General features: G+C 64.7%; 24 protein-coding genes. 10 read left to right on the forward strand and 14 right to left on the reverse strand.

What is annotated here, in order from left to right; translation table 11 throughout:
- Positions 1–12: 12 nt before the first annotated feature.
- Complete coding sequence (locus tag NP511_RS05055; RefSeq protein ID WP_084158236.1) at positions 13–1,632, forward strand: SLC13 family permease; 1,620 nt, start codon at positions 13–15, stop codon at positions 1,630–1,632.
- A 125-nt stretch (positions 1,633–1,757) separates the two neighbouring features.
- Here NP511_RS05055 and NP511_RS05060 read toward each other — a convergent pair whose 3' ends face one another.
- Both NP511_RS05060 and NP511_RS05065 read right to left on the reverse strand, forming a co-directional pair.
- Positions 1,758–2,222: a GNAT family N-acetyltransferase gene (locus NP511_RS05060; RefSeq protein ID WP_049964677.1), complete on the reverse strand. Its 465-nt coding sequence runs from the start codon at positions 2,220–2,222 to the stop codon at positions 1,758–1,760.
- A 386-nt stretch (positions 2,223–2,608) separates the two neighbouring features.
- Positions 2,609–4,030: a heme o synthase gene (locus NP511_RS05065; RefSeq protein ID WP_049964678.1), complete on the reverse strand. Its 1,422-nt coding sequence runs from the start codon at positions 4,028–4,030 to the stop codon at positions 2,609–2,611.
- A 149-nt stretch (positions 4,031–4,179) separates the two neighbouring features.
- On the opposite strand from NP511_RS05065, the gene NP511_RS05070 reads away from it, so the two are divergent.
- Positions 4,180–4,518: a DUF7410 domain-containing protein gene (locus NP511_RS05070; RefSeq protein WP_006649241.1), complete on the forward strand. Its 339-nt coding sequence runs from the start codon at positions 4,180–4,182 to the stop codon at positions 4,516–4,518.
- 41 nt (positions 4,519–4,559) lie between these two features.
- On the opposite strand, the gene NP511_RS05075 is transcribed toward NP511_RS05070, so the two are convergent.
- Positions 4,560–4,859, reverse strand: coding sequence for a DUF7111 family protein (locus NP511_RS05075; protein ID WP_049964679.1), 300 nt, complete (start codon positions 4,857–4,859; stop codon positions 4,560–4,562).
- 98 nt (positions 4,860–4,957) lie between these two features.
- On the opposite strand from NP511_RS05075, the gene NP511_RS05080 reads away from it, so the two are divergent.
- Positions 4,958–5,866: a DUF3267 domain-containing protein gene (locus NP511_RS05080; protein ID WP_371827946.1), complete on the forward strand. Its 909-nt coding sequence runs from the start codon at positions 4,958–4,960 to the stop codon at positions 5,864–5,866.
- A gap of 50 nt (positions 5,867–5,916) precedes the next feature.
- Here the strand turns inward: NP511_RS05080 and NP511_RS05085 are convergent, their stop codons facing one another.
- A complete protein-coding gene (locus NP511_RS05085) occupies positions 5,917–7,227 on the reverse strand; it encodes an outer membrane protein assembly factor BamB family protein (protein WP_084158238.1) in 1,311 nt (436 codons plus the stop codon).
- A gap of 116 nt (positions 7,228–7,343) precedes the next feature.
- Complete coding sequence (locus NP511_RS05090) at positions 7,344–8,522, reverse strand: hypothetical protein (RefSeq protein ID WP_136396854.1); 1,179 nt, start codon at positions 8,520–8,522, stop codon at positions 7,344–7,346.
- A gap of 289 nt (positions 8,523–8,811) precedes the next feature.
- On the opposite strand from NP511_RS05090, the gene NP511_RS05095 reads away from it, so the two are divergent.
- On the forward strand, positions 8,812–9,111 hold the full coding sequence (locus tag NP511_RS05095; protein WP_049964680.1) for a PadR family transcriptional regulator: 300 nt from the start codon (positions 8,812–8,814) through the stop codon (positions 9,109–9,111).
- Between the two features lie 84 nt (positions 9,112–9,195).
- On the opposite strand, the gene NP511_RS05100 is transcribed toward NP511_RS05095, so the two are convergent.
- The 5 genes from NP511_RS05100 to NP511_RS05120 form a co-directional block, all read right to left on the reverse strand.
- The gene (locus NP511_RS05100; RefSeq protein ID WP_049964681.1) at positions 9,196–9,603 is read right to left on the reverse strand and encodes a PIN domain-containing protein; all 408 of its coding nucleotides are present in this window, start codon (positions 9,601–9,603) and stop codon (positions 9,196–9,198) included.
- Positions 9,600–9,830 carry an antitoxin VapB family protein gene (locus NP511_RS05105; protein WP_049964682.1) on the reverse strand — a complete coding sequence of 77 codons (231 nt, stop codon included), beginning with the start codon at positions 9,828–9,830 and terminating at the stop codon, positions 9,600–9,602. The genes NP511_RS05100 and NP511_RS05105 overlap by 4 nt, the downstream gene beginning before the upstream one ends.
- An 82-nt stretch (positions 9,831–9,912) precedes the next feature.
- A complete protein-coding gene (locus NP511_RS05110; protein WP_049964683.1) occupies positions 9,913–11,058 on the reverse strand; it encodes an acyl-CoA dehydrogenase in 1,146 nt (381 codons plus the stop codon).
- A 161-nt stretch (positions 11,059–11,219) separates the two neighbouring features.
- The gene (locus NP511_RS05115) at positions 11,220–12,872 is read right to left on the reverse strand and encodes a long-chain fatty acid--CoA ligase (RefSeq protein WP_049964684.1); all 1,653 of its coding nucleotides are present in this window, start codon (positions 12,870–12,872) and stop codon (positions 11,220–11,222) included.
- 283 nt (positions 12,873–13,155) lie between these two features.
- Positions 13,156–13,803: an SDR family oxidoreductase gene (locus NP511_RS05120; protein WP_371827947.1), complete on the reverse strand. Its 648-nt coding sequence runs from the start codon at positions 13,801–13,803 to the stop codon at positions 13,156–13,158.
- A 151-nt stretch (positions 13,804–13,954) separates the two neighbouring features.
- Between NP511_RS05120 and NP511_RS05125 the strand changes: the two genes are divergently transcribed.
- Both NP511_RS05125 and NP511_RS05130 read left to right on the forward strand, forming a co-directional pair.
- A complete protein-coding gene (locus NP511_RS05125; RefSeq protein WP_049964686.1) occupies positions 13,955–15,013 on the forward strand; it encodes a phytoene/squalene synthase family protein in 1,059 nt (352 codons plus the stop codon).
- 131 nt (positions 15,014–15,144) lie between these two features.
- The gene (locus tag NP511_RS05130) at positions 15,145–16,623 is read left to right on the forward strand and encodes a hypothetical protein (protein ID WP_049964687.1); all 1,479 of its coding nucleotides are present in this window, start codon (positions 15,145–15,147) and stop codon (positions 16,621–16,623) included.
- A gap of 42 nt (positions 16,624–16,665) precedes the next feature.
- Here the strand turns inward: NP511_RS05130 and NP511_RS05135 are convergent, their stop codons facing one another.
- Positions 16,666–18,018, reverse strand: coding sequence for a hypothetical protein (locus NP511_RS05135; protein WP_049964688.1), 1,353 nt, complete (start codon positions 18,016–18,018; stop codon positions 16,666–16,668).
- Between the two features lie 323 nt (positions 18,019–18,341).
- Here NP511_RS05135 and NP511_RS05140 point away from each other — a divergent pair, with 323 nt between their 5' ends.
- Complete coding sequence (locus tag NP511_RS05140) at positions 18,342–19,598, forward strand: RNA-guided endonuclease TnpB family protein (protein WP_049964689.1); 1,257 nt, start codon at positions 18,342–18,344, stop codon at positions 19,596–19,598.
- 50 nt (positions 19,599–19,648) lie between these two features.
- Here the strand turns inward: NP511_RS05140 and NP511_RS05145 are convergent, their stop codons facing one another.
- On the reverse strand, positions 19,649–20,503 hold the full coding sequence (locus NP511_RS05145) for a 3-hydroxyacyl-CoA dehydrogenase family protein (RefSeq protein WP_049964690.1): 855 nt from the start codon (positions 20,501–20,503) through the stop codon (positions 19,649–19,651).
- Positions 20,504–20,617: 114 nt separating this feature from the next.
- Here NP511_RS05145 and NP511_RS05150 point away from each other — a divergent pair, with 114 nt between their 5' ends.
- The 3 genes from NP511_RS05150 (at position 20,618) to NP511_RS05160 (ending at position 23,265) form a co-directional block, all read left to right on the forward strand.
- Positions 20,618–21,376, forward strand: coding sequence for a DUF7409 domain-containing protein (locus NP511_RS05150; RefSeq protein ID WP_049964691.1), 759 nt, complete (start codon positions 20,618–20,620; stop codon positions 21,374–21,376).
- A gap of 224 nt (positions 21,377–21,600) precedes the next feature.
- Positions 21,601–22,395: a class I fructose-bisphosphate aldolase gene (locus NP511_RS05155; RefSeq protein ID WP_006649252.1), complete on the forward strand. Its 795-nt coding sequence runs from the start codon at positions 21,601–21,603 to the stop codon at positions 22,393–22,395.
- Complete coding sequence (locus NP511_RS05160; protein ID WP_049964692.1) at positions 22,396–23,265, forward strand: class 1 fructose-bisphosphatase; 870 nt, start codon at positions 22,396–22,398, stop codon at positions 23,263–23,265.
- A gap of 25 nt (positions 23,266–23,290) precedes the next feature.
- Here NP511_RS05160 and NP511_RS05165 read toward each other — a convergent pair whose 3' ends face one another.
- Entirely contained in the window at positions 23,291–23,515 is a 225-nt protein-coding gene (locus tag NP511_RS05165; RefSeq protein WP_049964693.1) for a DUF8119 family protein, read from the reverse strand.
- 98 nt (positions 23,516–23,613) lie between these two features.
- On the reverse strand, positions 23,614–24,786 hold the full coding sequence (locus NP511_RS05170) for a hypothetical protein (protein ID WP_049964694.1): 1,173 nt from the start codon (positions 24,784–24,786) through the stop codon (positions 23,614–23,616).
- Between the last annotated feature and the right edge of the window lie 117 nt (positions 24,787–24,903).

The following is a 24,903-nucleotide window of genomic DNA, read 5'->3' on the forward strand; positions in this document are numbered from 1 at the left end:
CTCCGTGTATCAATGATACACGGACTTTTGGGTGGTTTAGACCGCCGGACATCCCTATTCGCCCTCGCAGGGATCGGGACAGTAGCAATCGCGGCCGCACCGTCGCCGTCGGGGCTGTCGATGACGGGCCAGTACGCGCTCGCAACGATGTTCTTCGCCGGGTTCCTCTGGGTCACCGGCGCGCTCCCGCTCGCGGTCACCGCGCTGACGATCCCCGTCTTGCTCACGGGGACCGGCGTCTATGACTCGATGGACGCGGCCCTCGTCGGGTTCGCCGATCACATCATCTTCCTGTTTTTGGCCGGGTTCATGCTGGCTAACGGGATCCAGAAGTACAATATCGATCGGCGGATCGCGCTGTATTCCATCGCCAAAATGGGCAGTTCGCCGCGGCGGCTGATCTTCGCGATCATGGTCGTGACCGCCGTGTTGTCGATGTGGGTGTCAAACACCGCGACGGCCGCGATGATGATGCCGATCGCAGTCGGCGTCCTCAGCCAGGTCCTCGACCGGGACGATCTTGCGTCGTCGGACGAGCAGGATCGGGCGAGTGATGCCGCCGAGACGGCCGCCGACGGCGGGACCGCCGAATCGACGGCTGCCTTTACCAACCTCCAGATTTCGATGCTGCTCGGGACCGCCTACGCCGCGAGCGTCGGCGGCGTCGGGACGATCATCGGGACGCCGCCGAACGCGATTCTCGTCGGCCAACTCAACGCCATTCTGGACTACGAGATCGGGTTCACCGACTGGTTCCTCGTCGGGTTCCCGGTCGTCGTCGTGACGCTGCCGCTCGTCTGGTTCCTCCTGACGTACGTGCTGTATCCGCCCGAGGTGCCGGACGTCGAACGGGCGCGAGCCACCGCCCGGGAGCAACTCGAGGCCGAAGGCGAACTCGATCCCCGCGGGAAACGGGTGGCGGCGATCTTCGCCGTGACGGCGGGGCTCTGGATGCTCGGCGGACTCGGTGACCTCTTCGAGCCGTACCTCCCAGCCACCTGGATGACGACTGTGTTCGGCGGCGAGGGGATGACGGTCTTCGGCGTCGAGGGCCATCAAGGGCTGCTCTACTACGTCATGGTCGGCGTCGCGGCGATTCCCGCGCTCGTGCTGGCCGACACGATGGAGTGGGACGAACTGGTCGACATCGACTGGGGAACGCTGTTGCTGTTCGGCGGCGGGATCTCCCTCGCGAACGCGCTGGCTGACACGGGTGCGACGGAGTGGATCGCCGACACCGTGTTCGGCGGACTCGTCGGCGCGCCCATTATCCTCGTCATCGGCGCGGTCGTTCTGGTCGTCATCTTCCTCACCGAAATGACCTCGAACTCCGCGACGACCAGCATCATCGTCCCCATTCTGATCAGCCTCGGAAGCGTCTTCTCGGCGACGCTCGGGCTGACCGACTTCTCGACCGCGCTCTTTCTCTCGGTCGCCGGCGCGATCGCCGCGAGCTTCGCGTTCGCGCTGCCGGTCGCGACGCCGCCCAACGCCATCGTCTTCGGCAGCGGATACGTCAAACAACGCCACATGCTCCGGGCCGGACTGGTCCTGAACGCGATCATGACGGTCGTGCTGACGGCTATCATCTGGTTCCTGTTCACGTTCGTCTGGCCGCACCTGCTCTGGTGACCCGCCTCGGGGGCAAGTGATTCGAGACCGGGGCGTCTCGTCGCCGTGTGGGATCGAAGGGGTTGCGAGATCCGCGAAATCCCGGTTCGCTCTCGTGCGGTAGACCGGAACCGTGCGAACGGTCACTACAGTGACTGCACGTATTCGATTTGTTTCGGTCTGAAATCCGTCTCCCGGTAGAACCGCCGTGCATCTTCGTTCTGCCACTCACAAGATACTTTGAGGAAATCACAGCCACTGTTGCGAGCCATCTCTTTTACGCGTTCGACGACCGCTGTGCCGTGACCGCGACTCCGCTGGTCGTCGTCGATGAATAGGTCCACGATGCGAAGGAACTCCGAACACTGGCGAGACGGGTGGTGGCCCTCCCGAAGGAGGACGTAACCGACAGTCTCATTCTCGCGGACGGCGAGATAGGCGGTGGTATTCTCGGCATCGAGCAACTTTTGGAAGCCGTCCTCGGCGACATCGTAAACGTCCGTGCGGACGAGTCGGTTCAATTCGTCGTATGCTTCCATCGACTTTGCGAGGGAGTGCCAGCGGTCGACCAGCGCGTCGAGATCGTCTGCTGTGGCTTCTACGAGTTTCATACTTCGCCTTCTTACGTTCCAATAATAATGTATTCGGAGGATTATTGTCAATAACACGGGAGGATGAGCAGTTCTGTGACCGGTATCTCCACCCGAGTAACCGCGGAATGAACGCGGAGCAGTCGCAGACTACACACTCTATTCCGCACGCTGTTCTCAACGGGTATCGGTGAGATCGATCCCCAGACGCACCGGGCCTTCATGGACGACTCCGACGAATCAGTCAGAGCAGTAACCGCCGCTCTGTCTCGACAGCGGTAGGGGTGTATTCCGTGGCACCAAAATTGGCACCCGTTCCGGCCGTAACGTCTCTGTATCCGTCGAACAGCCGGGTTCAACCGGGACGGAAACGGCCCCCCATTCGCTCGAGCCGAGAGCGCGATCGGTCAGAACGCCAGCGCGTCTACGAGGATCGCGACCAGCACGGCCCCGAGGAAGGCGTTCGAGGCGTGGAACGAGCGGAACGCGGCGGCTTCGGTCTGCTCGAAGTGAAGTCGCACGGCGGCCCAGAGGAAGATCCCGCCGAAGACGACGACGGTCCCGGCATACAGCGCGCCGAGGTCAGTGATCCAGGCCAGCGCGATCGTACTCACGAGCGTCGCGGCGATGTAGTAGATGATCTGCTTTCGCGTCTCCGTCTCGCCGCGGACGACCGGCATCATCGGGAAGCCGCCGCGGGCGTAGTCGTCCTTGTAGGCCAGCGCGAGGTTGTAGAAGTGCGCCGGCGTCCACAGGAAGATGACCGCCGCGAGCGCGAGGCCGGGCCAGCCGATCTCGTTAGTCACGGCGGCCCAGCCGATCAGCGCTGGCAGCGCCCCCGCAGCGCCGCCGATAACCGTGTTCTGGACCGTGTTCGGCTTGAGGAGGAGCGTGTAGACGACGCTATAAAACAGGATCGCAGCCAGGCCGAGCGCCGCGGCCAGCCGGTTGATCGTCAGGAAGGCCGCAAGCGACAGTCCGGTCAGCGCGAGCCCGAAGGCCAGCGCGTTCCGGACCGGAATCAGATCCACCGCGAGCGGGCGCTCGGCGGTCCGGGACATCTTCTGGTCGACGTCGCGCTCGAGGACGTGGTTGAACGTCCCGCTGGCACCGATCGCGAGGACGCCGCCTCCGAGCGTCGCGACGATCGTGTAAGTCTCGAGGCCGGGGCCGGCGGCAAGCGCCATTCCGGCGGCGGCGACCAGACAGAGCAGCCACATCAGGCGCGGCTTCATCATCTGGAAGTAGGCAAAGGCGGTTAGCCGGGCGCGCGCCAGGCGACTCGAGGGGAGCGTGCGTTCGGTCGCAGTCGGGACCGACTCCTCGAGGGGTTCCGGGGAGGTGACGCCGTCCTCGTCTTCGCTCCCGGTCGCGATCTCTAAGTCCCAGGCGAGCGCGAGGACGACCGCCGAGAAGATGACGAGCCCGAGCCCGAGGTGCAGTCCGGGGACGATCGCGGCGGGGCCGATCGTCGCGGTGACGGCACCGACACCGACCTGGACGACGTAGAGGACGGCGGCGACGGCGAGCGTCGTTCGGACGCGGCTCGAGACGTCACCGAAAACGGCGGCGGCGGCCGTCGCGGCCACGAGCAGGCCGACGACGACGGCGGCGAGCCGGTGGGCCCACGCGATCGCGAGTTCGGTCTGACTCAGCGGGTCGACCGGCGCGTGACAGGTCGGCCACGTCGAACACGACGCGGCGGCGTTCGTCAGCGACGTCGTCGCGCCGACGATGAGGAGGAGGTAAACGCCCAGCGCGGTCGCTGCGAGCAGTGCGGAGAAGCGATGTCGCGTGCCGACGGGGCGGGGAAACGACTCTGTTGCCACGGCTATTCTCGTCTACACCCTTCGACTCCGCGTATTTAGGGCTCCCGCTTTTTCCCACAGCGGGACACCGACGCCGGTCGTCTTGGCCGGCGAGACAGTCGGCGAAAACCGACCGAAAACGCATATGACGGGTCGTCGTAGTCGTCGCCGTGTCGGGCGACTCGAGCGATCACGCGCCGACGGGTGCGAATCTCACTCGTGGTGCCACGACGGGCACCGAACCCGCAGTCGACGCACCCGAGGGCGGCAAAGACGGCGACCCGCCAGCGCGGTGTCCGTACTGCGGGCGGCCGTTTCGGCGAGTCCGCTACGAGCGACTCCACCGGGGCCGCGCCCACCCCGCGCGACTCTCGGACCGGGAGCGGGCAGCCCTCGAGCGGGCCCGCCGTGCGGAAAGCAAGACGATGCGGCGAGTCCGACTGTACGCCGTCGGCGCGGTCGTCGTCATCTATTTCGGCCTGTTGATCGTCGCGGCGTTCGTCGTCTGATCCGGCGTTCGTCGTCCACTCCCGGGCTCGTTACCGTCCGTTCACATCCCCATATCCTCGGCGGCCTCGGGGACCGGCAGGTCGTGGGGCGAGACGCCGAGCAGTTCCCCGGCGTGATCCAGCGCCATGTCGAACCCGTAGTAGCGCTCGAGTTCGTCGCCGTCGGCCGTCGGCCGCACCTTCAGCATGGCGTAGCCCTCGACGTTCTGTGCGATCGCCGCCGTGGCGCTCGAGCCGGCTCCGGCCCCGGCCTCGCGTTCGAACGACAGGATCCGTTCGGTCTCGGTCTCGTCGTAGGTCGCCGCGATCCCGTTGGATTCGGCGGTCCGTTCGTCGGTCATGGGCGACAGTGAGGAATCGATCACCGGGAAGCTGTCGGTTCCGGTCGGGCCCGCCGGAAGGAGCGAACATCGACACCGATTTTTCGGTCGCCTTCGAGATGCGGGCCGTGAACGGATCGGACGCCGCCACGTCCCGTCGCCCGCTCGCGACGTTTCGACTCACTCGGGCGGTCGCCCTCCAGTGGCTCGTCGTCTCCGCCGCGGGGTTTTTCGGCGCGGTCTACGCGTTCGCCCGCGTCCTCGCCCGGCTCCGCGGGGTCGCCCTCGAGCCGATCGTGATCGCGCCGTCGTCGCCGCCGACGGTCCTCGTCTGGCTGGCCGTCTCCGTCGGCCTGCTGGTCGTCGTGGTCGTCCCCCACGAGCTGCTGCACGGCCTCTTTCTGGCCCGCTACGGCGGCTCGCCGCGCTACGGCGTCGGCGTCTCCCACTTCGTCCTCCCCTACGCCTACGCCGAAACCGACGGCTCGAGCTACACCCGCAACCAGCTGCTGGTCGCCCTGCTCGCGCCGGTGACCGTGATCACCGCCGTCGGCCTCGCCGCGATGGTCGTCTCCCCGTCGCCGCTGCTTGTCGTCCCGCTGGCGGCGAACGCGGCCGGCTCGATCGGCGATCTCTGGATGGCCGCAGTCCTCTGTCAGTACCCCGCCGACGTCCGCGTCGGCGATCCGCCCGGCGGCGTCCAGGGCTTTGGCATCTACGGGACGGGCGAGGGCACAAGCGACCGGCTGCCCGGCATGGGACTCCTCTCGCGGTTCCTGACCGGAAGCGTCGGGACCCTCGCCGTGGTCGTGACCTACGCACTGGTGGCCGTCTTGCTCTCGCTGGCCTTCGGCTCCGGTGACGTCGTCCTCGGCGATCCCGATCGGGGCTGGCTGCTCGTCCAGCACGACCGCCGCCCCGACGGGAGCGCCCTCCTCGAGATCGGCGATCGAGCCATGCTCGGGACGGCGGCCCTCGGCGGACTGGCGTGGACGGTCGTGGCGGCGCTGCGACAGCGACTCGAGTGAGCGTTCGACGCGCCCGGTCACGGAAACGAGACCGGAGACGACGCCGGCGGTTACGAGATGCCAAACAGCGTTCCATCGTCACCGACTGTGACCAGGAGATCGTCGGCGAGTGCGCATCCCGAAATCGGCCCCCAGTTCATTTCGTCGGTCCGGAGCCGCCACTTGATACCACCGTCGGTTGGATCCAGTGCGACGGCTGCGCCGCCCTCGTAAACGACGTACACGGTATCCCGTGTCGCGACCCGAAATATCGTGCCGAGGTGGTCGTCCCAGGGCTGGGTTCGCCAGCGACGGTCACCGGTATCGCGGTCGATTCCGAGCAGTCCATGGGAACCGCCGTTCGCGACGACGATATCGTCGACGGTGACGACCCAGCCTTGATACACGCTCTCGTCCGGTTCGTACGTCCACCGTTCCGTCATCGACGACCAGTCGTAGGAGGCCAGCACTGTTTCGTCGTCCCCATCGACGAGCGCGTACAGCACTCCGTCGTCGAGAACCGGATACCGGGGCTCGATCGGGAGTTCGGCTAATCGATCGCCTGATCCAACGTCTCTGAGCGGAGTCGTGTGGTGGAGGACGGTCATTCCATCTGCAGTCACCGGCAGCATCGGTTCGATACCGACGCTACTGCTACCGGCGCGCTCCCAGAGTAGTTCACCAGTATCGGCATCGAATGCGTACAGTTGTGGGAGGAGTTCGCCGTCCGGTGACCACACTACTGCATTGTCGGTCGCAAGTACGACATCACCCACTAGTCGTATGGCTGAGGCCGATAATATCGGCAACTTCGTCTCTGATCGCCACTGTTCCGTCCCCGATTCGAGGTCGTACGCGCGGATCGTTCCGCCGACAGCGGCGTACAGCGTGTCACCGTCGATCAGCGGTCGCCAGATGCGCCCGTCGACACTGAAGCGAGTCTCCGTTTCGCCGGTCTCGGCGTCAACGGCGACGAACGATCGCTGTTCGGCGGTCACGTCGTCTGCAGTACTCTCGTCCTCGACGCTCGTGTAGACGGTGCCGTCGACGATCAACGGATGGTGGCATCGGTACCCATCGAATGCCGCCGATGCCGTATCTTCGACGGTCCACTGGACCGAGGGATCGTCGGACGGACCGTCTGCCTGTGGATTCGTGAACGTGTTTCCGGTGTCGTGACCGAGCATCCGCCAGTTCGGATCGTCTTCGAACGTCAGGTTACCCGACAGATCGAGGTCGTCCCACGGCCCGTCGTCGGCCGTCCTCTCGGAATCACCACTGCCGGTCTCGCGCGAACAGCCGGCGATGGCAGCGAGACTCGCGCTTGAGAGAGTTCCGAGAATACGACGACGGGTGGGTCTAGACGGATCAGTTTCTGGCATCGAGTGGTCCGTGTATGCTCTTGGGTCTCCGATCACTGGAAATCTAGGCATGAAAGCGTTGTGGACATATTCACAGGACAGGGCAGCAACACATTTGTTTGTCACTATTCGTGTGCTTAGACAGTTACTCCAAATTCCTCCTCGATCCTGTACATCGATGTTGCGGCAGTGTATTTGCCATCAACAAAATTGCCTTGATGAACGCCTGCAATATGGCTGGTCGGTTCCGCCGGACTCAGAATCATATCCGATCCGACGAGATGACTGGCCCTCATTGGGCTGATTGCAAGGTGATACGGTCCACCCGAGTCACCTTGATCAGTTTCGTCTTGATCTAGTGTCGTTACGAACCCATCGCTTCCGATCTTATCGATACCGAAGCCACTACTCGTACCTGTTCGGGAACCCTGTCGTTGGAACGATTCTCCGTCCATCGTTCCGTCGTCTTCGATATCTTTTAACTTGTCTTCCGAGATCGAGCCAACGATATCGTTGGCTGTCATTCCATTCCCTCTAGCAAGTTCGTATGTGACCTGCGTATCCGATTCGAGACCTAGTGTCGCTGCATCGAATGTGTCTGGACCGGGGCTCCCGGTGAGACGGGTTTCATCCGGGACGAGATCCGACTCGTCTTTTGGTGGTTTCCCTGCAAGCCATTCCGTTTGTGCTGATATCCCCGGTGCCGTAATATTATGACCAGCAGTCAACATTTTCGTTGTCCCATTATGATAGATCGGTGTACAGAGCGTTCCAGTCCCAAAGCCGATACGGACAGAATCATCATAAAGAGCCACTTTGCACGCACTCCCTGCAGGGATTTCGTCCCAATCGCTCCAATAGTAGTTCGGCTCATCATCTTGTAACCTCGGAGTCGCTGACTTGGTCGAAATACGTTCGACCGAAACCGGGATGTCTCGAACAGAATCTTCCATCATTGTGCCGCGGCCGGCAACTCCAGTTATCGTACTCGGGATAGCGTCTTCGATCTGTTGAACCGTTCTGTTTGGCGTCGTCACTTCGCCATTATCATATATATTAACAGAGATCTGCTTCTCATCGTTTGAATTGGTCGTAACCCAGACAGCGATCGTTTCGGGACGATTCTGCAGTTTTTGTTCTATCCGTTTTCGGGCGTCGTGAGCGCTTTCTACTCGACGCCATCGACTCCGGGAAATCTTGTAATAAATGGGTTCCCGATTCGGAGAGGCACCGTCTTTCACCGCTTCGTGATTTGTATGGGTGTACCCGTGTACACGCGGAACCTCGCGTTTTGGATTATCGATAAGCTCGGCCATTACGGACTGACTCATTCCGGCCACTGCACTGGCAGAGACACCAAGTCCAGCGAGAGTACTCAAGAACCGTCGTCGTCCCATTAGTCGCATTTTTCTCATATTACAATCTTCTATTAAATATTGTCATATAAGTATTTTATGCTTGTCTGAATTTTATGTGATGAATTAAGTCATACCCAAGCATACAGCCGTCGTGCGATCGGTGTGAATCGTTTCAGTTGTTACTCTCGGTTTCCAGTCCTCCCCACAAACCGTAACGCTCGAGCCCGTTCCCGACCCAGACCGCGCCATGAGCAAGTGGCTCCACAGCGGCCGCCGCCGGGACATCTGTTTCCTGCTCGCCGCCGCCGCGGACGGCGAACTGCGCGGCCAGCAGCTGAAAACGCGCCTCGAGTCCCACTACGACGACCGGCTCGAGCCCAAGTCGTTCTACGGCTCGCTCTCGGCGCTGGTCGACGCGGGCATCGTCGAGAAGCGGACCGAGGGACTCCACGACGTCTACGCGCTGACCGACGCTGGCGAACGGCGGATGCGGGACCACGCCGACTGGGTCGGAGCGTGTCTAGATACTGGTGGAGAATCAGCGTAAGTGCCGTTTTGAATCGAATAAGCGTGGGAATGCGTACGAACACGGCCGGAGTCGACGGACGGCCAAACGTACCGGTCGACTCGATTACCGGTACGTCTCGACATCGATAGCGGAGATCGTTTCGAAGTGAGTATCGCCAGTGAGGACCGGTTCGTCGCGCTCGAGAGCGGTCGCAGCGACGACCGCATCTCCCTTGCCGATCCCCGGCCCGTCGCCGGCAGCCGCGTCGGTTAGTCGCCGACCGAGGAGACGACCGGCACGTCGCGAGATACTCGGCGTCATCGGCACGAGCGGATAGGAGTCCAGGACGGCCTCGACACGCTGCCGTTCGGCTGTCGTGTGCGCGACTTTTCCGACGCCGATATAGAGTTCCAGCACCGTCATCGTCGGAATGACCAGCGGAACGCCTTCGGTCTCGAGTGCCCGTTCCTTCTCGAGGGCTTCGTTGATGCCGTCGATAACGTCCAAAACGAAGCTCGTATCGACGATCATTTGAACCGATCGCCGACGTCTCGGACTTCGTCGCGATCGACACGATCGGCCTCGTCGATAGCCGTACGCATCTCGTCTACCTGTTCCGCGTCGAATACGTCTCGGAGATCGCGAAGTGATCGACCACCGATGAGCCGTTCGACGGCCTCGCTAAACGACTCGTCGCTTCGTTTCTTCGATTTGATCCGTTCGTACACGTGTTCGTCGAGGCGAACTTGCTGTGACATCCCTGTTGACAGCGTTGACGCTACAGGCGGATCAATATTTGGGCGACGAAGGTAGTACTGAGATGGAGTCGGCGAAGCGGCGCTACTCCTCGAGCAACTGGTCGCCGATCGTGTTGCGCAGCACTTCGCTGGTTCCCTCGTAGATCTCGTTGAGCTTGGCGTCGCGGTAGAACCGCTGGGCGGCGAAGTCCTTGGTGTAGCCGTAGCCGCCGTGGATCTGGATGCCCTCGTTGGCGACCTCGCGGCTGACTTCGGAGGCGTAGAGCTTGGCCTGGGAGGCGTCTTTGATGTAGTCCTCGCCGCGGATCTTCTTGTCGGCGGCCTTGTGCATGAGCATCTTCGCGGCCTGGATCTTGGTGTCCATGTCCGCGAGCTTGTGCTTGATCGACTGGAACTCGCCGATGGGCTGGCCGAACTGCTCGCGCTCGTTCGCGTAGTCGCGGGCCTCCTCGAAGGCCGCGCGGGCGATGCCAACGCCGCGGGCGGCGATCGTGATCCGGCCGCCGTTCAGGGTCTTCAGCGCGTGGACGAAGCCGTCGCCTTCATCGCCGAGTCGGCGCGTTTCGGGGATCCTGAGATCGTCGAACCGGAGTTCGGCGGTCGGACAGCCCTTGTCGCCGAGTTTGTCCTCGGTGCCTTCGACGATGAAGCCGTCGTCCTCCTCGGGACGGACGATAAAGGACGAAATGCCCTTGTTCCCCGCGTCGGGATCGGTCTTGGCGAAGAGCGTGACCGTATCCGCGACGGAGCCGTTCGAGATCCAGAGCTTGCCGCCGTTGATGACGTACTCGTCGCCGTCTTTCTCGGCGGTGGTCTCCATCGCCGGCACGTCGCTGCCCGCACCGGCCTCCGAGAGCGCGAACGCCCCGATGTCCTCGCCCGCCGCGACGGGGGTCAGGTACTCCTCCTTCTGGGACTCGTCGCCGAACTCGTAGAGCATGTTGCCCGCCAGCGAGGTGTGGGCGGCGACGATCGTCCCCAGGCCGCCCGAGCCCCGGGCGATCTCCTCGAGCCCGATCGCGTAGGAGTGATAGTCCAGCCCGGCACCGCCGTACTCCTCGGGGAAGGGCATCCCCATCAGCCCCAGTTCGGCCATCTGGTCGACGAGGTCCTGTGGGAACTCGTCGTCGTGGTCGATCTCTTCGGCGACGGGGACGACCTCCTCGTCGACGAACTCCGACACCATGTCCCGAATCTGTTGCTGCTCGGCCGAGAGTGCAAAGTCCATATGGCGGGATTAGGAATCATGATCCTTTACTGTTCTCTCTTTGCGCTATCGTGTCTGTCAGTGTCATGAGAGGGAACGTCGTGCAGTAGTGTCTCGACCGGCAGTAATCGACGACGAACCGCAGGTACGAACGCGGACCCAAAAATCGGCAGCCGATCGCCTCAGTTCTCGTCCGGCGCGGCGTCTTCCGGAACCTGTCCCTCGACGAGGGACTGGTCGGCGTACTCCTCGCGGATGTCCTTCTTCGAGAACTTGCCCGTCGCCGTCTTGGGCACCTCCTTGATGAACTCGATCTCGTCCGGGAGCCACCACTTGGGATACTCGTCGGCGAGCATCTCGTTGACCTCGTCGACGAGCGCGTCCCGATCGGCTCCCTCGGCGGGGACGACGAACGCGACCGGTCGTTCCTGCCAGCGCTCGTGGGGGACGCCGACGACGGCCGCCTCGGCGACGCCGTCGTGAGCCATGATCGCGTTCTCGAGTTCGACCGAAGAGATCCACTCGCCGCCCGATTTGATCACGTCCTTCTCGCGGTCGACGATCTTGATGTAGCCGTCCTCGTCGACGGTGACGACGTCACCCGTCTTGAGCCAGCCGTCCTCGAAGTCCGCCTCGTTGGCCTCGGGGCGCTCGAAGTACTCCGTCGTCACCCACGGCCCGCGGATCCACAGTTCGCCGAACTCCTGTCCGTTCCACTCGATCTCCTCGCCGTCGTCGTCGATGACCGTGAACTCGAGGCCGGGAACGACCAGCCCTTGCTTACCGCGCTTTTCGACCCGCGTGTCGTAGTCCGCGTTCTGCAGGTCGGATTTGAGATGGGAGACCGCACCGATCGGCGCCATCTCGGTCATCCCCCAGGCGTGAAGCACCTCGACGCCTTGCGTGTCGAACCACTCGATCATCGACTTCGGCGCGGCCGAGCCGCCGACGATGACGGTATCGAGCGTCGAGAGGTCGACGTCGTTCTCCGTACAGTACTCCATCAGCCCCAGCCAGACGGTCGGGACGCCCGCGCTGATCGTCACGCCCTCGTTTTCGATGAGGGACGCGAGGTCTTCGGGCTCGGGAGAGGGGCCGGGGAAGACCTGTTTGGCCCCGCCGGCGGTCGCCGTAAACGGCATTCCCCAGGCGTTGACGTGGAACATCGGTACCACAGGCATGACGACGTCGTCGTCGGCCATCGGGATCCCCTGTGGCGTCTGGGAGGCCATCGTGTGGCTCCAGAGCATCTGCTGGGTGTATTCGACGCCTTTCGGGTTGCCAGTCGTCCCCGAGGTGTAACACATCCCCGCGGGCTGTTCCTCGTCGACGTCGGGCCAGTCGTAGTCGGTCTCGTGGCCGTCGATGAACGACTCGTACGGTGTTGCCTCGAGGTCGTCGGCCGGCTGGCTCCCCATGACGACGAAGTCGATACCGTCGAACTCGTCGTCGGCGTCGGCGACGGCACCCGCGAGTTTCGGCGCGAGCGACTGGTCGACGAAGATCAGTTCGTCGTCGGCATTGTCGACGATGTACTGGATGTGTGCGTCGGGGAGCAACGGGTTGATCGTATGGAGCTGTGCCCCGATCGATGGCACGGCGAAATACGTCTCGAAGTGGCGCGAGTGGTTCCAACAGAAGGTTCCGACCCGATCACCTTCCTCGATTCCGTACTCGTCGAGCGCGTTCGCGAGTTGGCTCGTTCGCTGCTCGTACTCGCCGTACGTGTATCGTTGCATTCCATCGTGATTCCGGGAGACGATCTCCGTCTCGGAATACAGCTTGCTTGCCCGCCACAAGAACGGCCGAAGCGTTTGATCAGTACCTGCTGGCATGTCGTCCTATATAGAGGGAGAAATACTGTATTATTCTTTCCATACATATGATGGGGTTCGGACGCTTCTTCCGCCCCAACGTATCGTCTGCAGTCCCCGTAACGGCTGGAGTTTCGGCGATACAATCCGTCTCGGCCGAGACAAGTGCGAGTCCGAGAAGTGGCCGGCCACCGGCGACCGAAACGACTCACACACCGACCGCACGGCAGCCGTACGGTCGGACGTCCATCGACTGCCAGTATAGAACAGGGACTCGTCTATGCAGTCCGTTCCCCGACGGGGATCAGCCCGAGCCGACGGCCTCGAGCGCGTCCGGAATCGGGTTCTCGCCCGAAAGGATCTCGAACGTCTCGCCGACGACGGGCTCGCAGTCGATCGCGGCCACGAGCGTCGCGGCCACGTCCTCGCGCGGGATGTCATCCTCGCCCAGCTCGAGCCCCTCGGCGGCCCGGATCTCGCCGGTGCCGGGTTCGTCCGTCAGTTCACCCGGCCGGACGATCGTGTCCGCGCGCCCGCTGTGTCGGAGGTACTCGTCGGCTTCGGCCTTCGCGATCAGGTAGTCCCGCAGCGGCTCCGGCCCCGCATCCGGGTCGTCTGCCCCCATCGAACTGAGCATGACGAACCGGTCGATGCCCGCCTCGCCCGCGGCGTCGATCAGGTTGATCGCGCCGTCGCGGTCGACGCCGTAGACGTCCTCGCCGCCGGAGCCGGCCGCGAACACGACGGCGTCACAGCCCTCGAGCGCGCGCTCGAGCGTGGACGGCTCGGTCAGGTCCGCAACGACCGGCTCTCCGCCCAGTCGTTCCAGTTCCTCCCGCTGGGACTCGTCGCGAATCATCGCTCGCGGGGTGTAGTCGCCTTCGGCTAGCAGCGCCGTTACGTGCTGACCGACCCCGCCGTGGGAGCCGGCGACGAGTATCGACTGATGCATGGGTCCGGATTCGCCGCTCGCACGCATACGGGTTTCGGCGGGAGTTGCCGGCCCCCCGATCGGTCGGGCCGGCCCGCTCGGAGCGCCGGGCGGAAGAGCGCGCCGCGACCGCGGTGTTTTTCCGGGATGATAACGAAACTAACTCGAGTAGATGACCACGGGCCAGCCCGAACCCAAACCAGACGCCGACCTCGAGGACGACCTCGAGTGGTGTTACGATGCGGTTCACGGCGTTTCGCGGACTTTTTCGATCACGATCGATCGGCTCGAAGAGCCGATGGCGAGACACATCTGTCTCGGCTATCTCCTCTGTCGGATCGCGGACACCATCGAGGACGCCGGCCACATCCCGCCGGCGCGACAGACCGAACTGCTCACGCGGTACGACCGGCTGCTCGATCCCGATGCGACGGAGTCGGTCGACGCGTTCATGGACGACGTCGGGCCCTGGATTCCCGACGACCGTAACGACGACTGGGAGGTCGTCGCCCGGACCCCCCGCGTCCTGCGGACGTTCGAGTCCCTCGACGAAGAGCCCCGCGAGATCATGCGCGACCCCGTCCGAGAACTCGTCGACGGGATGGCGATGTTCACCGACCGGTACGCCGACGAGGGCGGCCTGCGCTTACAGACCATCGAGGAACTCGAGGAGTACTGCTGGTACGCCGCCGGCACCGTCGGGACCCTGATCACCGGGCTGGTCGCCCGCGGCACCTCACAGGACCGGGCCGACGAGATGCGGGAGAACGCCCGCTCGTTTGCCCTCCTCCTGCAGCTGGTCAACATCGCGAAAGACGTCGACGACGACTACCGCGAGGAAAACAACGTCTATCTCCCCGCCGAATGGCTCGCCGCGGAAGATGTCGATGTCGAGGCAGTCACCGACGAGGCCCACCACGGTGGCGTCACGAACGTCATCAAGCGGGTGACAGGCCGCGCCGAGAGCTACCTCGACGACGCCCAGCGATACCTCGAGGTCGTCCCCGAACACAACGGCAACCGCCTCTCGGCGTGGGCGATCCCCTATCTGCTGGCGGTCGGCACGCTCCGCGAACTGCGCGAACGGCCCGAGGACGTGGTCCGCGAGGGCGACGTGAAAGTCTCCCGGGCGGAGGTCTTTGCCCTCCTCCAGCAGTTCGAGGACGGCGTCTCCCGCTCGCGACTGGCCGAACTGCGCGAGCAGATGGCCAACCAGCCGCTCCATCAGTGAACGGCCACCACTGCGCCTGAAACGCCCGACGAGGGCCGTTCTCGAGCCGTCGAACCGAACCGGCAGCGCCGTTGCCCGGCCCGCGGCGGAGACACAAGACGTATGCGAGCGTCCTGACGAGTTCTACCCCGATGGTCCGTCCCGCCCTCGAGCGCCGCGTCGGCATCGACGAGCGCGCGCTGGCGGTGTTTCGCATCGCGCTCGGCGGCCTCCTCCTGTTCGACGTCTCTCACCGGGTGCGGTTTCTCAGCGCCTTCTACACCGACGACGGCGTGTTGCCGCGGGCGCTCCTCCGCGAACAGTACGCGCTCGGACGCTACTCGATCCACGCGCTGTCGGGCGAGCCGTGGGTCCAAGTCGTTCTGTTCGGCTGTTCGGCGCTCCTCGCGGTCGCACTGCTGGTGGGCTACCGGACGAGAACCGCGACGGCCCTCGCTGCACTCCTGCTCTTCTCGCTGCACTTTCGCAACCCGTTCGTCCTGAACGGGGCCGACAGGCTCCTGCGCGAACTGCTGGTGCTTGCCGTCTTCCTCCCGCTCGGCAACCGCTGGTCGATCGACGCTCGAGAGAGGGCGGGACGGAACGACGCCGCGGCGCGAGCAGGCAGCGACGCGCTGATCGCGACGCCGGCGACCGCGGCGGTCCTCGTTCACGTCGTCACCCTGTTCGTCGGCAACGCCGTCCTCAAGACCGAGGGCAGCACCTGGTATAGCGGCGACGCCCTCGGCTACGCGCTCCGGCAGGACCAACTGACGCTCCCGCTCGCCGACGCCGTCGCGACCTACCCGTTCGCGCTCACGGCCGGCACCTACGCCTGGGCTGGACTCGTGACCGGCGCACCCCTGTTGCTCCTGCTTACCGGCCGTCTCCGAACTGCCTACGCCGCGGCGTTTCTGACCGCAGTCTCCGGAATGGCGTTCTCGATGGCCGTCGGCCTCTTCCCGGCAGTCCTGTTCACCGCGGTCCTCCTCTTTCTCCCACCGGGCGTCTGGGACGCTCTGGAGCGCGTCGCCGCCGGCGCGGTCGATCGGGTCGCCCCGCTCGAGCGCGCTCTGACGGCCTGCCGGCTCAGGATCGATCGCGTGACACCGCCGCGGTCCGTCGGCTCGCCGCTGCCGTCGACGGTCCGGATCCGAATCGGTCGGTATCGATCGGTCGCACTCGTCGGCGTTCTGGCCGTCGTCCTCCTGTGGAGCGGACTGCTGCTCGGCGCGACGGCAGGCCTCGAGCCGGCCGACTCGCGGGTGCCCGACGACTATCGGTGGACGATGTTCGCACCCGATCCGAGTACGACCGACGGCGGGTTTACGGCGGTCGGCCACGTCGACGGCGGGCCCGATATCGACGTTCTTCGCGGTGCCGCCGTTCGGGCCGACCACCCGCCCGCGGCCGACACGGGCCCCGACTTCCGCTGGCGGAAGTATCTCTATTCGCTGCTCGAGAGCGACGCCCGCGCCGATCGGTTCGCGGGCTACATGTGCGAGCGGGCGACCGCGGCGAGCGGGAGCCCCGTCGAGAACGTCACCGTGACGTACACTGAACGGCGGATCGCGCTCGAGGGCGAGGCCCCGCCGCCGGAGACGACGACGGTCGTCGAACGGTCGTGCTGAGAGCGGGGACGAACTGCGACAGGGAGTCGGGAGATTACGCCGTCAGCCGTCCGCGGCCGCGAGCGTTCGGCCGAGCAGCGCCAGCGGATAGCCGAAAATCCCAACGACTGCGACCCACGGCAGGAAGACGAGCATACCGACGAGGACGGTCCAGACGCCGATCGGACTCGCCGGGTAGACGAGCGCGCCGACGGCGCTCGGAACGAGCGCGGCGGCCCCGAGTAGCGCGACCGGGCGCCGGTCGCGCTCGAACGCGTGGCCGATCGGCAGGAAGAGTGCGGTAGCAACCCCGAACAGGAGCGGTAGCGCGTACACGACCCCGCCGGCGAGCGCTCGCGTGTAAGCGGCGGCGACGAGCGTCGCGAAGACCGCGAGGACGAACAGCCCGCGCGTCTCGAGACGGGGACCGATCCGTGCGGCGGCCAGCCCGATCAACGCGTATCCGACCCCCAGCGACGACAGCACGATGGCGGCCGGCGGAAACACCCGGTCGGTCGCTACCGCACCGTAGGCGAGGAAGCCGATCGCGCCGCCGATGCCGACGGCGACCAGCAACCGCTCGAGCGTCGCCGCATCGACCGTCGGCCGCTCGAGGCCGAGGCGGCTGGTCACCCGCTCGACCACGGTGGATCCGCGGCTGGAACGGCCGATCACGATACCGAGGAGACCGATCAGCGCGCCGGGGACGGCCCCGATAGCTAACCCGCAAGCGAGCGCCGGCGGCCCGGTCACGCGGGCGATCGTCGCGTAGCCGCTCGCGGTACCGAGGAGGCCGCCCTCGCCGTAGGTGACGTACGTCTGGTCGTCGAAGCCACGGTCCCGTGCCCCGTCGTTCTCGTTCGTCCAGGTCGCCTCGTTACCGTCGACGTCGGCGGCGGGGAGACGGTTCGTGATCACCGTTCCGTCGGGCGTATGGATCGTCAGCCGCTCGGCCGCCAACTCGTAGCGCGTGGACGACGTCCCGGTCGCGAAGTAGTCGAGAATCCAACTGTCGCCGACGCCGCGACGAGCGACGTCGTCGACGGTGTAGTTCACCACGACGGTGTCGTCCTCGACCGCCGCCTCGACGGCCCGAACGTCGCCATCTGCGGCGTGAGAGTGTGCCCAGGCGTCGTCGACCGCGGCCTCGAGGGCGCTCTCGTTGGACCGATAGCGTTCGGCGGCCGAGTCGGTGACGGGGATCCGGGCGTGCCATAGCGAATCACCGGTCTCGTCGACGTAGACGTCGAGGGTTCCGTGATCGGTCGCGCCCGCGACTTCGGCGTCGTTGGCGACGCTGGGACCGCAGACGCCACAGAGCTGCGTCGGAGGCGGTGCGGCCGCCACCGCGACGACGGCGATCAGTCCGACGAGACACCAACAGAGGAGGAGCGGGAGAACGCGGGCGGTTCGCATCGTCTTCGCAGACGCATGTCGGCACCAAATAAATTGTGCCAAGCTGAAACGACAGGCGTGACTATCTTTAAACAGCGAGAGAATCCCGCCCTTTAGGGCGGGCGTGAATCGCGTCACTCGACTATGTAACCCACAGACTACAGCAGCCCGAATACCAAACGGAATCTATTAGTGACAAGAAAACGTACAAAGAATTGTGCGAGCTGAAATCGATATGGAGCGAGGGAGCGACCTCCATGAACGAGTAAAGGACTACGCCCGCGACAATGGCATCCGGCATCCTCGCGCCTACGCTGAACTAATCGAGAAAGGATTAGACGCCAGTGACGACGATAACTAAGACACTTCAAGCGACGCTCGCCCCACCGACAGCTCACAAACAGTCAAAACTGAACGACCTGCTCGAGACTTACCGTGAGGGCCTACAAGAGGCGTTCGACGCTGGGGCGAGTACCATGTCGGATGTAAGCGATATTGTGACGCCCTACGACCTACCGTATCAGGCGAAGGCTGCCCTCTGCAACTACGTTCCGAAACTTCACAAGACGTACAACGCGGAGGAGTTGGACGACGAACACCCGATACGGCTCACGAATCAAGCTGCGAAGTTCGACCACTCTGATGAACGGAAATACGAGTTTACATGGTGGGTTCCCCGACCCGGCCGGGGGACGAACTTCTGGATACCGCTCCGCATCAACCCCGAACAGAAAGATCTCTGGCATGATCTCGTATCAGAGGATGCGAAGGCGGGGGAGATACGGCTTCAGAAGCACCGGAAGAACTGGGTACTGCACGTCACCGTCGAGTACCCGGTCGAAAAACCATCTACGGACGGTGACACCACACACATCGGCTTAGACATCGGAGAAACCGCCCTGATAACGGGCTGTGCCCTCAAGGACGGTTCTCCGACTGACCCATTCGTGTGTGACGGAAGCAGAGCGAAGCACCTCCGCAAAGAGATGCACACCACCCTGAAACGACTCCAAGAGCGTGATGCATCCGAGTGGCGGATTGAAGACCGATTCAGCCACTACCAGAACGCACTCACCGACATCGTAGAGAAAGCATCTCGACATGCCGTCGAGTATGCCAAACAGTTTGAGAACCCGGTGTTGGTGATGGAGGACTTAACGTACATCAGAGAACGCCTCGACTACGGGAAGTACATGAACCGTCGCCTTCACTCATGGGCGTTCGCCCGACTTCAAGGACGCATCGAGGACAAAGCGACGGAAGCAGGCATCCCGGTTGAGTACGTGAATCCGGCGTACACCTCGCAGACGTGCCACTCGTGCCACCGCATCGGTCGGCGAGATTCACAAGCCGAGTTCCGGTGTCTGCACGACGACTGCCACGTTTCGACGTTTCAGGCCGACATCAATGCTTCCGCGAATATCGCACAACGGGTTGACCCGTGGGGAGAGAGCGTCCCGCTTGACAAGGCGGAACGCGATGACTCGCCTCGGGATGGGAGCGGTTGTGACACCGCCACGACTCACTGTGAGACGAGCTCACCACAGCAGATGACTCTCGCGGTCTTCCAAGAGTCGAAACCCTCTGCCAGTGACGACTGACTGGTATTCCCCATGCCGGGGAAGCCTCGCCGTTTACGGCGAGGAGGATGTCACTCGTACTCGTAGAACCCCTGCCCCGTCTTCTTGCCGAGATCTCCCGCCTCGACCTTGCGCTTGAGAAGGTAGGCCGGCTTGTATCGGTCGCCTAGCTCCTCGTGAAGCGTCTCGGAGGCGTGGAGACAGACGTCGAGGCCGATGTGGTCGGCCAGCGTCAGCGGCCCCATCGGCACGTTGGTCCCGAGTTCCATTCCCGTGTCGATGTCGTCTTTGGAGGCGACGCCCTCGTCGTAGGCCCGGATCCCCTCGTTGATCCAGGGCATCAGGATCCGGTTGGTGACGAAGCCGGGCTTGTCGTCGGCCTCCCAGGTCGTCTTCCCGAGGTCCGCGGCGAGGTCGTGGGCCAGTTCGGTCACTGTGTCGGTCGTCTTCTCACCCACGACGACTTCGACGCCCTCCATGATCGGCACCGGGTTCATGAAGTGCAGCCCGATCACGCGCTCCGGGCACTCGAGGTCGCTGGCGATCGAGGTGATCGAGAGCGTACTCGTGTTCGTCGCCAGCACTACGTCGTCGGCACACACCCGCTCTAAGTCGGCGAAGACCTCCCGCTTGACCGCGAGTTCCTCGAGGGCGGCCTCGACGACCAGATCGCAGTCGCCGAGATCGTCGAGGAGCGTGGTCCCCTCGATCCGGTCGCGGATCGTCGCCGGCGCTTCCTCGAGGGCACCCCGGCTCTCGAGGCGGCTGAGGCTGTCGTCGATGGTGTCGAAGCCGTTCTCGACGTACTGCGATTCGATGTCGCGCATGACGACCTCGTAGCCGTTCGTGGCGGCGACCTGTGCGATGCCGCTGCCCATCGTCCCCGCGCCGACGACGCCGATCCGGTCGAGCTGCTCGCGAACCATACGCTCCCTTCCGTCGTCGCGGCCGTAAGCGTGCTGGTCGGCTGGAGTCGTGTCGGCGCGCGAGGGTAACTTTCAAGACGAGACAGTGTGAGCTACGCACGACCGGTGAATCGCGTGAGCAAGGAAGAAGTCGTCAGCGACGCGGAGACGGGAGCCGGCCCGGCGAGCGATGGGGAGGACGGGGACACGACCGTCGTCGACATCGGGATCACCGTCGACGTCGGCGACGACACCGCCGATGTCGTCGCCGACGGTTCCGACCCCGTCGAACTCGCCTTCGACGAGGACGAACTGCTCGCGGCGACCGACGCCGCGACCGCGGACACCGACGACGAAGCCCCCGCGGGTTCGGAGCGGGACGCGGCGATCGAACCGACCGAACGCGAGGCGCTCGCGGCCGCCGACATCGACCCCGAGGCGGTCGTTGACAAGGAGTACTCCTATCGACTGTTGCTCGAGGACGGGGTCGACGAGGACGTCGCGGCCGCTCTCCGGAGGCGCTTCTCGCTGCCGTGGTCGTTCGAGTCCGACGGCGATCTCCAACGGCGCTCGAGCGAGGTCCGCGGGCTCGGCGCGGCCGAACGCGAGTGGATCGCGGTCAGCGACGACGAGGACTGGCAGGCCTTCGAGTACGACGAGGCGGCCGTCTCGATCGGTCGGGAACGCCCCTCACAGCGGCCGTATCCGAAGCCGACCCCGGTAACCGCCGTCACCGGGGTCGGCCCGGACGACGCCGATCGGCTGGCCGAGGCCGGGATCCAGTCGGCCGAGCGGCTGGCGACGATCAGCGCGATGACCGTCGCCACGGCGCTCGATCTGAACGTCCTGCACGTCCGTACGTGGCGACACAACGCCCGCGAATTGCTCGAGTGACGCGGCGATAGCACGGTGACGCTGTCGCTAGCACTCGTCGCTCGAGCCGACGCCGCGTTGGCAGTCGGCTCCCGATAGCTGATTTCGATCCCGTTTCGAGTACTCGATGAGTCGGATCGCCGTCACGTCGCACGGCTCGAGAGCGTGCGATTACTACACGTATACTCAATTTCGACAATCAGGACCATCAGAGATTTATAGCGCACTGTTGGACCGTCTAACAGATGATTCCGATCGACGATTCCCCGATCGTACGCGACGGCAAGTCACTGATTCTGGCGATGGACCACGGTTTAGAACACGGCCCCGTCGACTTCGAGGAGGTTCCCGAGAAGCTCGACCCGTCGACGGTCTTCGAGACGGCGACCCACGACGCCGTCTCCGCGATGGCGGTCCAGAAGGGGATCGCCGAGGGCTACTATCCCAGCTACGAGGACGACGTCAACCTGCTGCTGAAGCTAAACGGCACCTCGAACCTCTGGATGGGCGAGCCCGACTCGGCGGTCAACTGCTCGGTCGACTACGCCGCCGAACTGGGCGCCGACGCCCTCGGATTTACCGTCTACGGCGGCTCGAACCACGAGATCGAGATGGTCGAGGAGTTCCGCGACGCCCAGGAGAAAGGCCGCGAGTACGACCTCCCCATGGTCATGTGGTCCTACCCGCGCGGCCAGGGACTGAAAAACGACACCAAGCCCTCGACGATCTCCTACGCGACGCGGCTGGCCCTCGAGCTGGGTGCCGACATCGCGAAGGTCAAGTACCCCGGGAGCCCGGAGGCGATGGCCCACGCCGTCGACTGTGCCGGCAATATGAAGGTCATCATGTCGGGCGGCTCGAAGACCTCCGACTACGAGTTCCTCTCGCAGGTCGAGGCGGTCATCGACGCCGGCGCGAAAGGGCTGGCCGTCGGCCGCAACGTCTGGCAGCGCGAGGACCCGACGCGGCTGCTGGACGCCCTCGAGAAGGTCATCTACGAGGAGGCGACGGCCGACGCCGCGCTCGAGGCCACTGAATAGATGACGGTCTCGGACCCGGTCGTCGAGGACATCGTCGCGACGATCAGTCGCTCGGCGACCGAGATACGGCAGGGACTGATCGGCCGCCGCGGGACCGTCGACGAGGAAAACCCAAGCGGCGAGACCCAGGCCGAGGCGGACGTCTGGGCGGACGAACTGCTCGGCGAGCGCCTCACCGGGATCGACGGCGTCGGTCAGTACGCCAGCGAGGAACGCGCCGACGTCGTCGACTGCGGTGTGGGTCCGGCCGACGGCGACGCGTACGCGGTCGCGGTCGACCCGCTCGACGGCTCCTCGAACCTCAAGTCCAACAACACCATGGGGACGATCTTCGGCGTCTACGACGCCGCACTGCCCGCCCGCGGTGAGACGCTCGTGGCCGCCGGCTTCGTCCTCTACGGCCCGATCACGACGATGGTGATCGCCACCGAGGAGACCGTCGCCGAGTACGAACTCTCCGGGGGCGAGCGGAACGTCGTCGATGACGACGTGACCCTCCCCGACGAGCCGGTCGTCTACGGCTTCGGCGGCCGTGTCCCCGACTGGCCCGCGGACTTCCGCGAGTACGCCCGCGAGATCGAGGCCGAACTCAAACTCCGCTACGGCGGCGCGTTGATCGGCGACGTCAATCAGGTACTGACATACGGCGGCACCTTCGGCTACCCCGGCCTCGAGTCCCGGCCCGAGGGCAAACTCCGCCTGCAGTTCGAGGGGAACCCGATCGGCTACGTCGTCGAACGGGCCGGCGGGCGCTCCTCGAACGGGGACCGCTCGCTACTCGCCGTCGAGCCCGACGCCCTCCACGATCGCACGCCGGTCCACGTCGGCAACGACGAGCTGATCGAGCGCCTCGAGGCGGCCCTCGCGTAGCCCGCCGATCCATTTTTTGGTATCGTCAGTCGATCCAGGCGGCCGTTACGGCGACGTAGACGCCAACACCGACGAGCAACAGCGCGTAGAACGCCCAGCGGGGCCAGCCGGTCGCGAGGAACGCCAGGGTGAGAAACAGGACCCACAGGGAGATGGCGATCAGATCCCCGACGACGCGGCCGATCGTCTGGACGGCCGTTCTAACAGGTCCGGTCGCGCCCTCCTCGGACCGACTGGTATCGTTACGCATCGCGGTTCGGTCCTCGTGGCTCCGGTCGATCGTCGGTTCGATCCTCGTGGCCCCCGTCGGTCGTCGATTCGATCCTCGTGGCCCCCGTCGGTCGTCGCTCAGAAGTGATAGCCATGTGTTTCGGTCAGTCGATAGGCCCCCACGCCCCAGACGTAGCTCTGGCCGGGCCACCAGGTCCGGGCGTTGTTGAAGCCGGCGATGAGGACGTCGTCGGGCCCGCCCTCGGGATCGCGGTGGTAGCTCACGGAGCCGCTATCGCCGTCCGTGAGGTCCATCTCGCCGCCCCAGCGGAGTTGGCCGCGCCGGCAGAAGTCGTCCGTGAAACAGGTCACGGCGTCGATTCCCTGTATCTTCCCCACCGTGTGACCGGTCATCGCACCGACCTTCTCGAGTTCGGCGTCGCGTGCGACGAGCGTCGCGAGGCCGAACTTGGTGAACTGGCCCCGCACCCGCGGGCTCGAGGGGGCGTCGATCCTGTTCGTCGGTTCGATGCCGCCTGTCGGTTCGACGGTCGCGACGTCGGCGACCGGATGGTGTCGTGCAACGGTCCCCAGTTCGGCCGCGTCGTCGCCCCCGATGGGCAGCGAGAGGGATTCCTCGGTCGACCCCTCGATCCCGTCGAAGGCATGATCGGCCGTCACGAAGAACCGCCGTTCCCCGTCGGGGTGATACAGCGCCGGACCGAGCGTCGCCAGACTCGTCGGCGTCTCGCAGGCGACGCCGCTGGGGACGCGACCGTCCGTACCGGGGTAGCCAAGCCGGGGTTCGCTCGCCTCGGAGTCGTCCCCGATGTCGTCGACATCGATGAACGTCTCCACGTCGATCTCGACGCCCTCGGCGAGTTCGCCGAGCAGTTCGTTCACGGAATGCCCCTCGCTCGAGACGCCGACGGAGACGGTTGCGGTCCCGCTATCGAAGTCACCGGGGACGACGGCACTCCCGAGGTAGCCGGTGAACCCGACCCGGGACAGGAGATCATTGATTTCGAGCGCCTTCTCGACGGCGGCGTACCACGCTGCAGGGACGCGTTCCGTTCGTTCCCGGATCGACCACGGGTCGGCCGGATCGTCCCTGACGAGGGCAGTGACGACGGGGACCTCGCCGTCGCCGGCGGCGAGGAAGTCGTCGACGCCGATCCAGTGGGCCATCCCGAGGGCGTAGCCACCGCCGGCGACCGTCCGCAGGAACTCGCGTCGGTCCAGTCCCCGCCCGATCCGGTCGCGAAGCGTCGCTCTCCGTTGTCCCGAACGTTCGGTGTGTACCTCCGACATATCGCTATCTACCCCGCTCCACACTATTGGAACGGATCGCTAACCGTCGAAACGAACGGCCATTCGACGGAAAGCCGTGCTGCCTGCAATTGCCGTCGAACGTCTTTCTCGCGGCCG

This window comes from Natrinema thermotolerans, assembly GCF_031165565.1.
Classification (GTDB): Archaea; Halobacteriota; Halobacteria; order Halobacteriales; family Natrialbaceae; genus Natrinema; species Natrinema thermotolerans.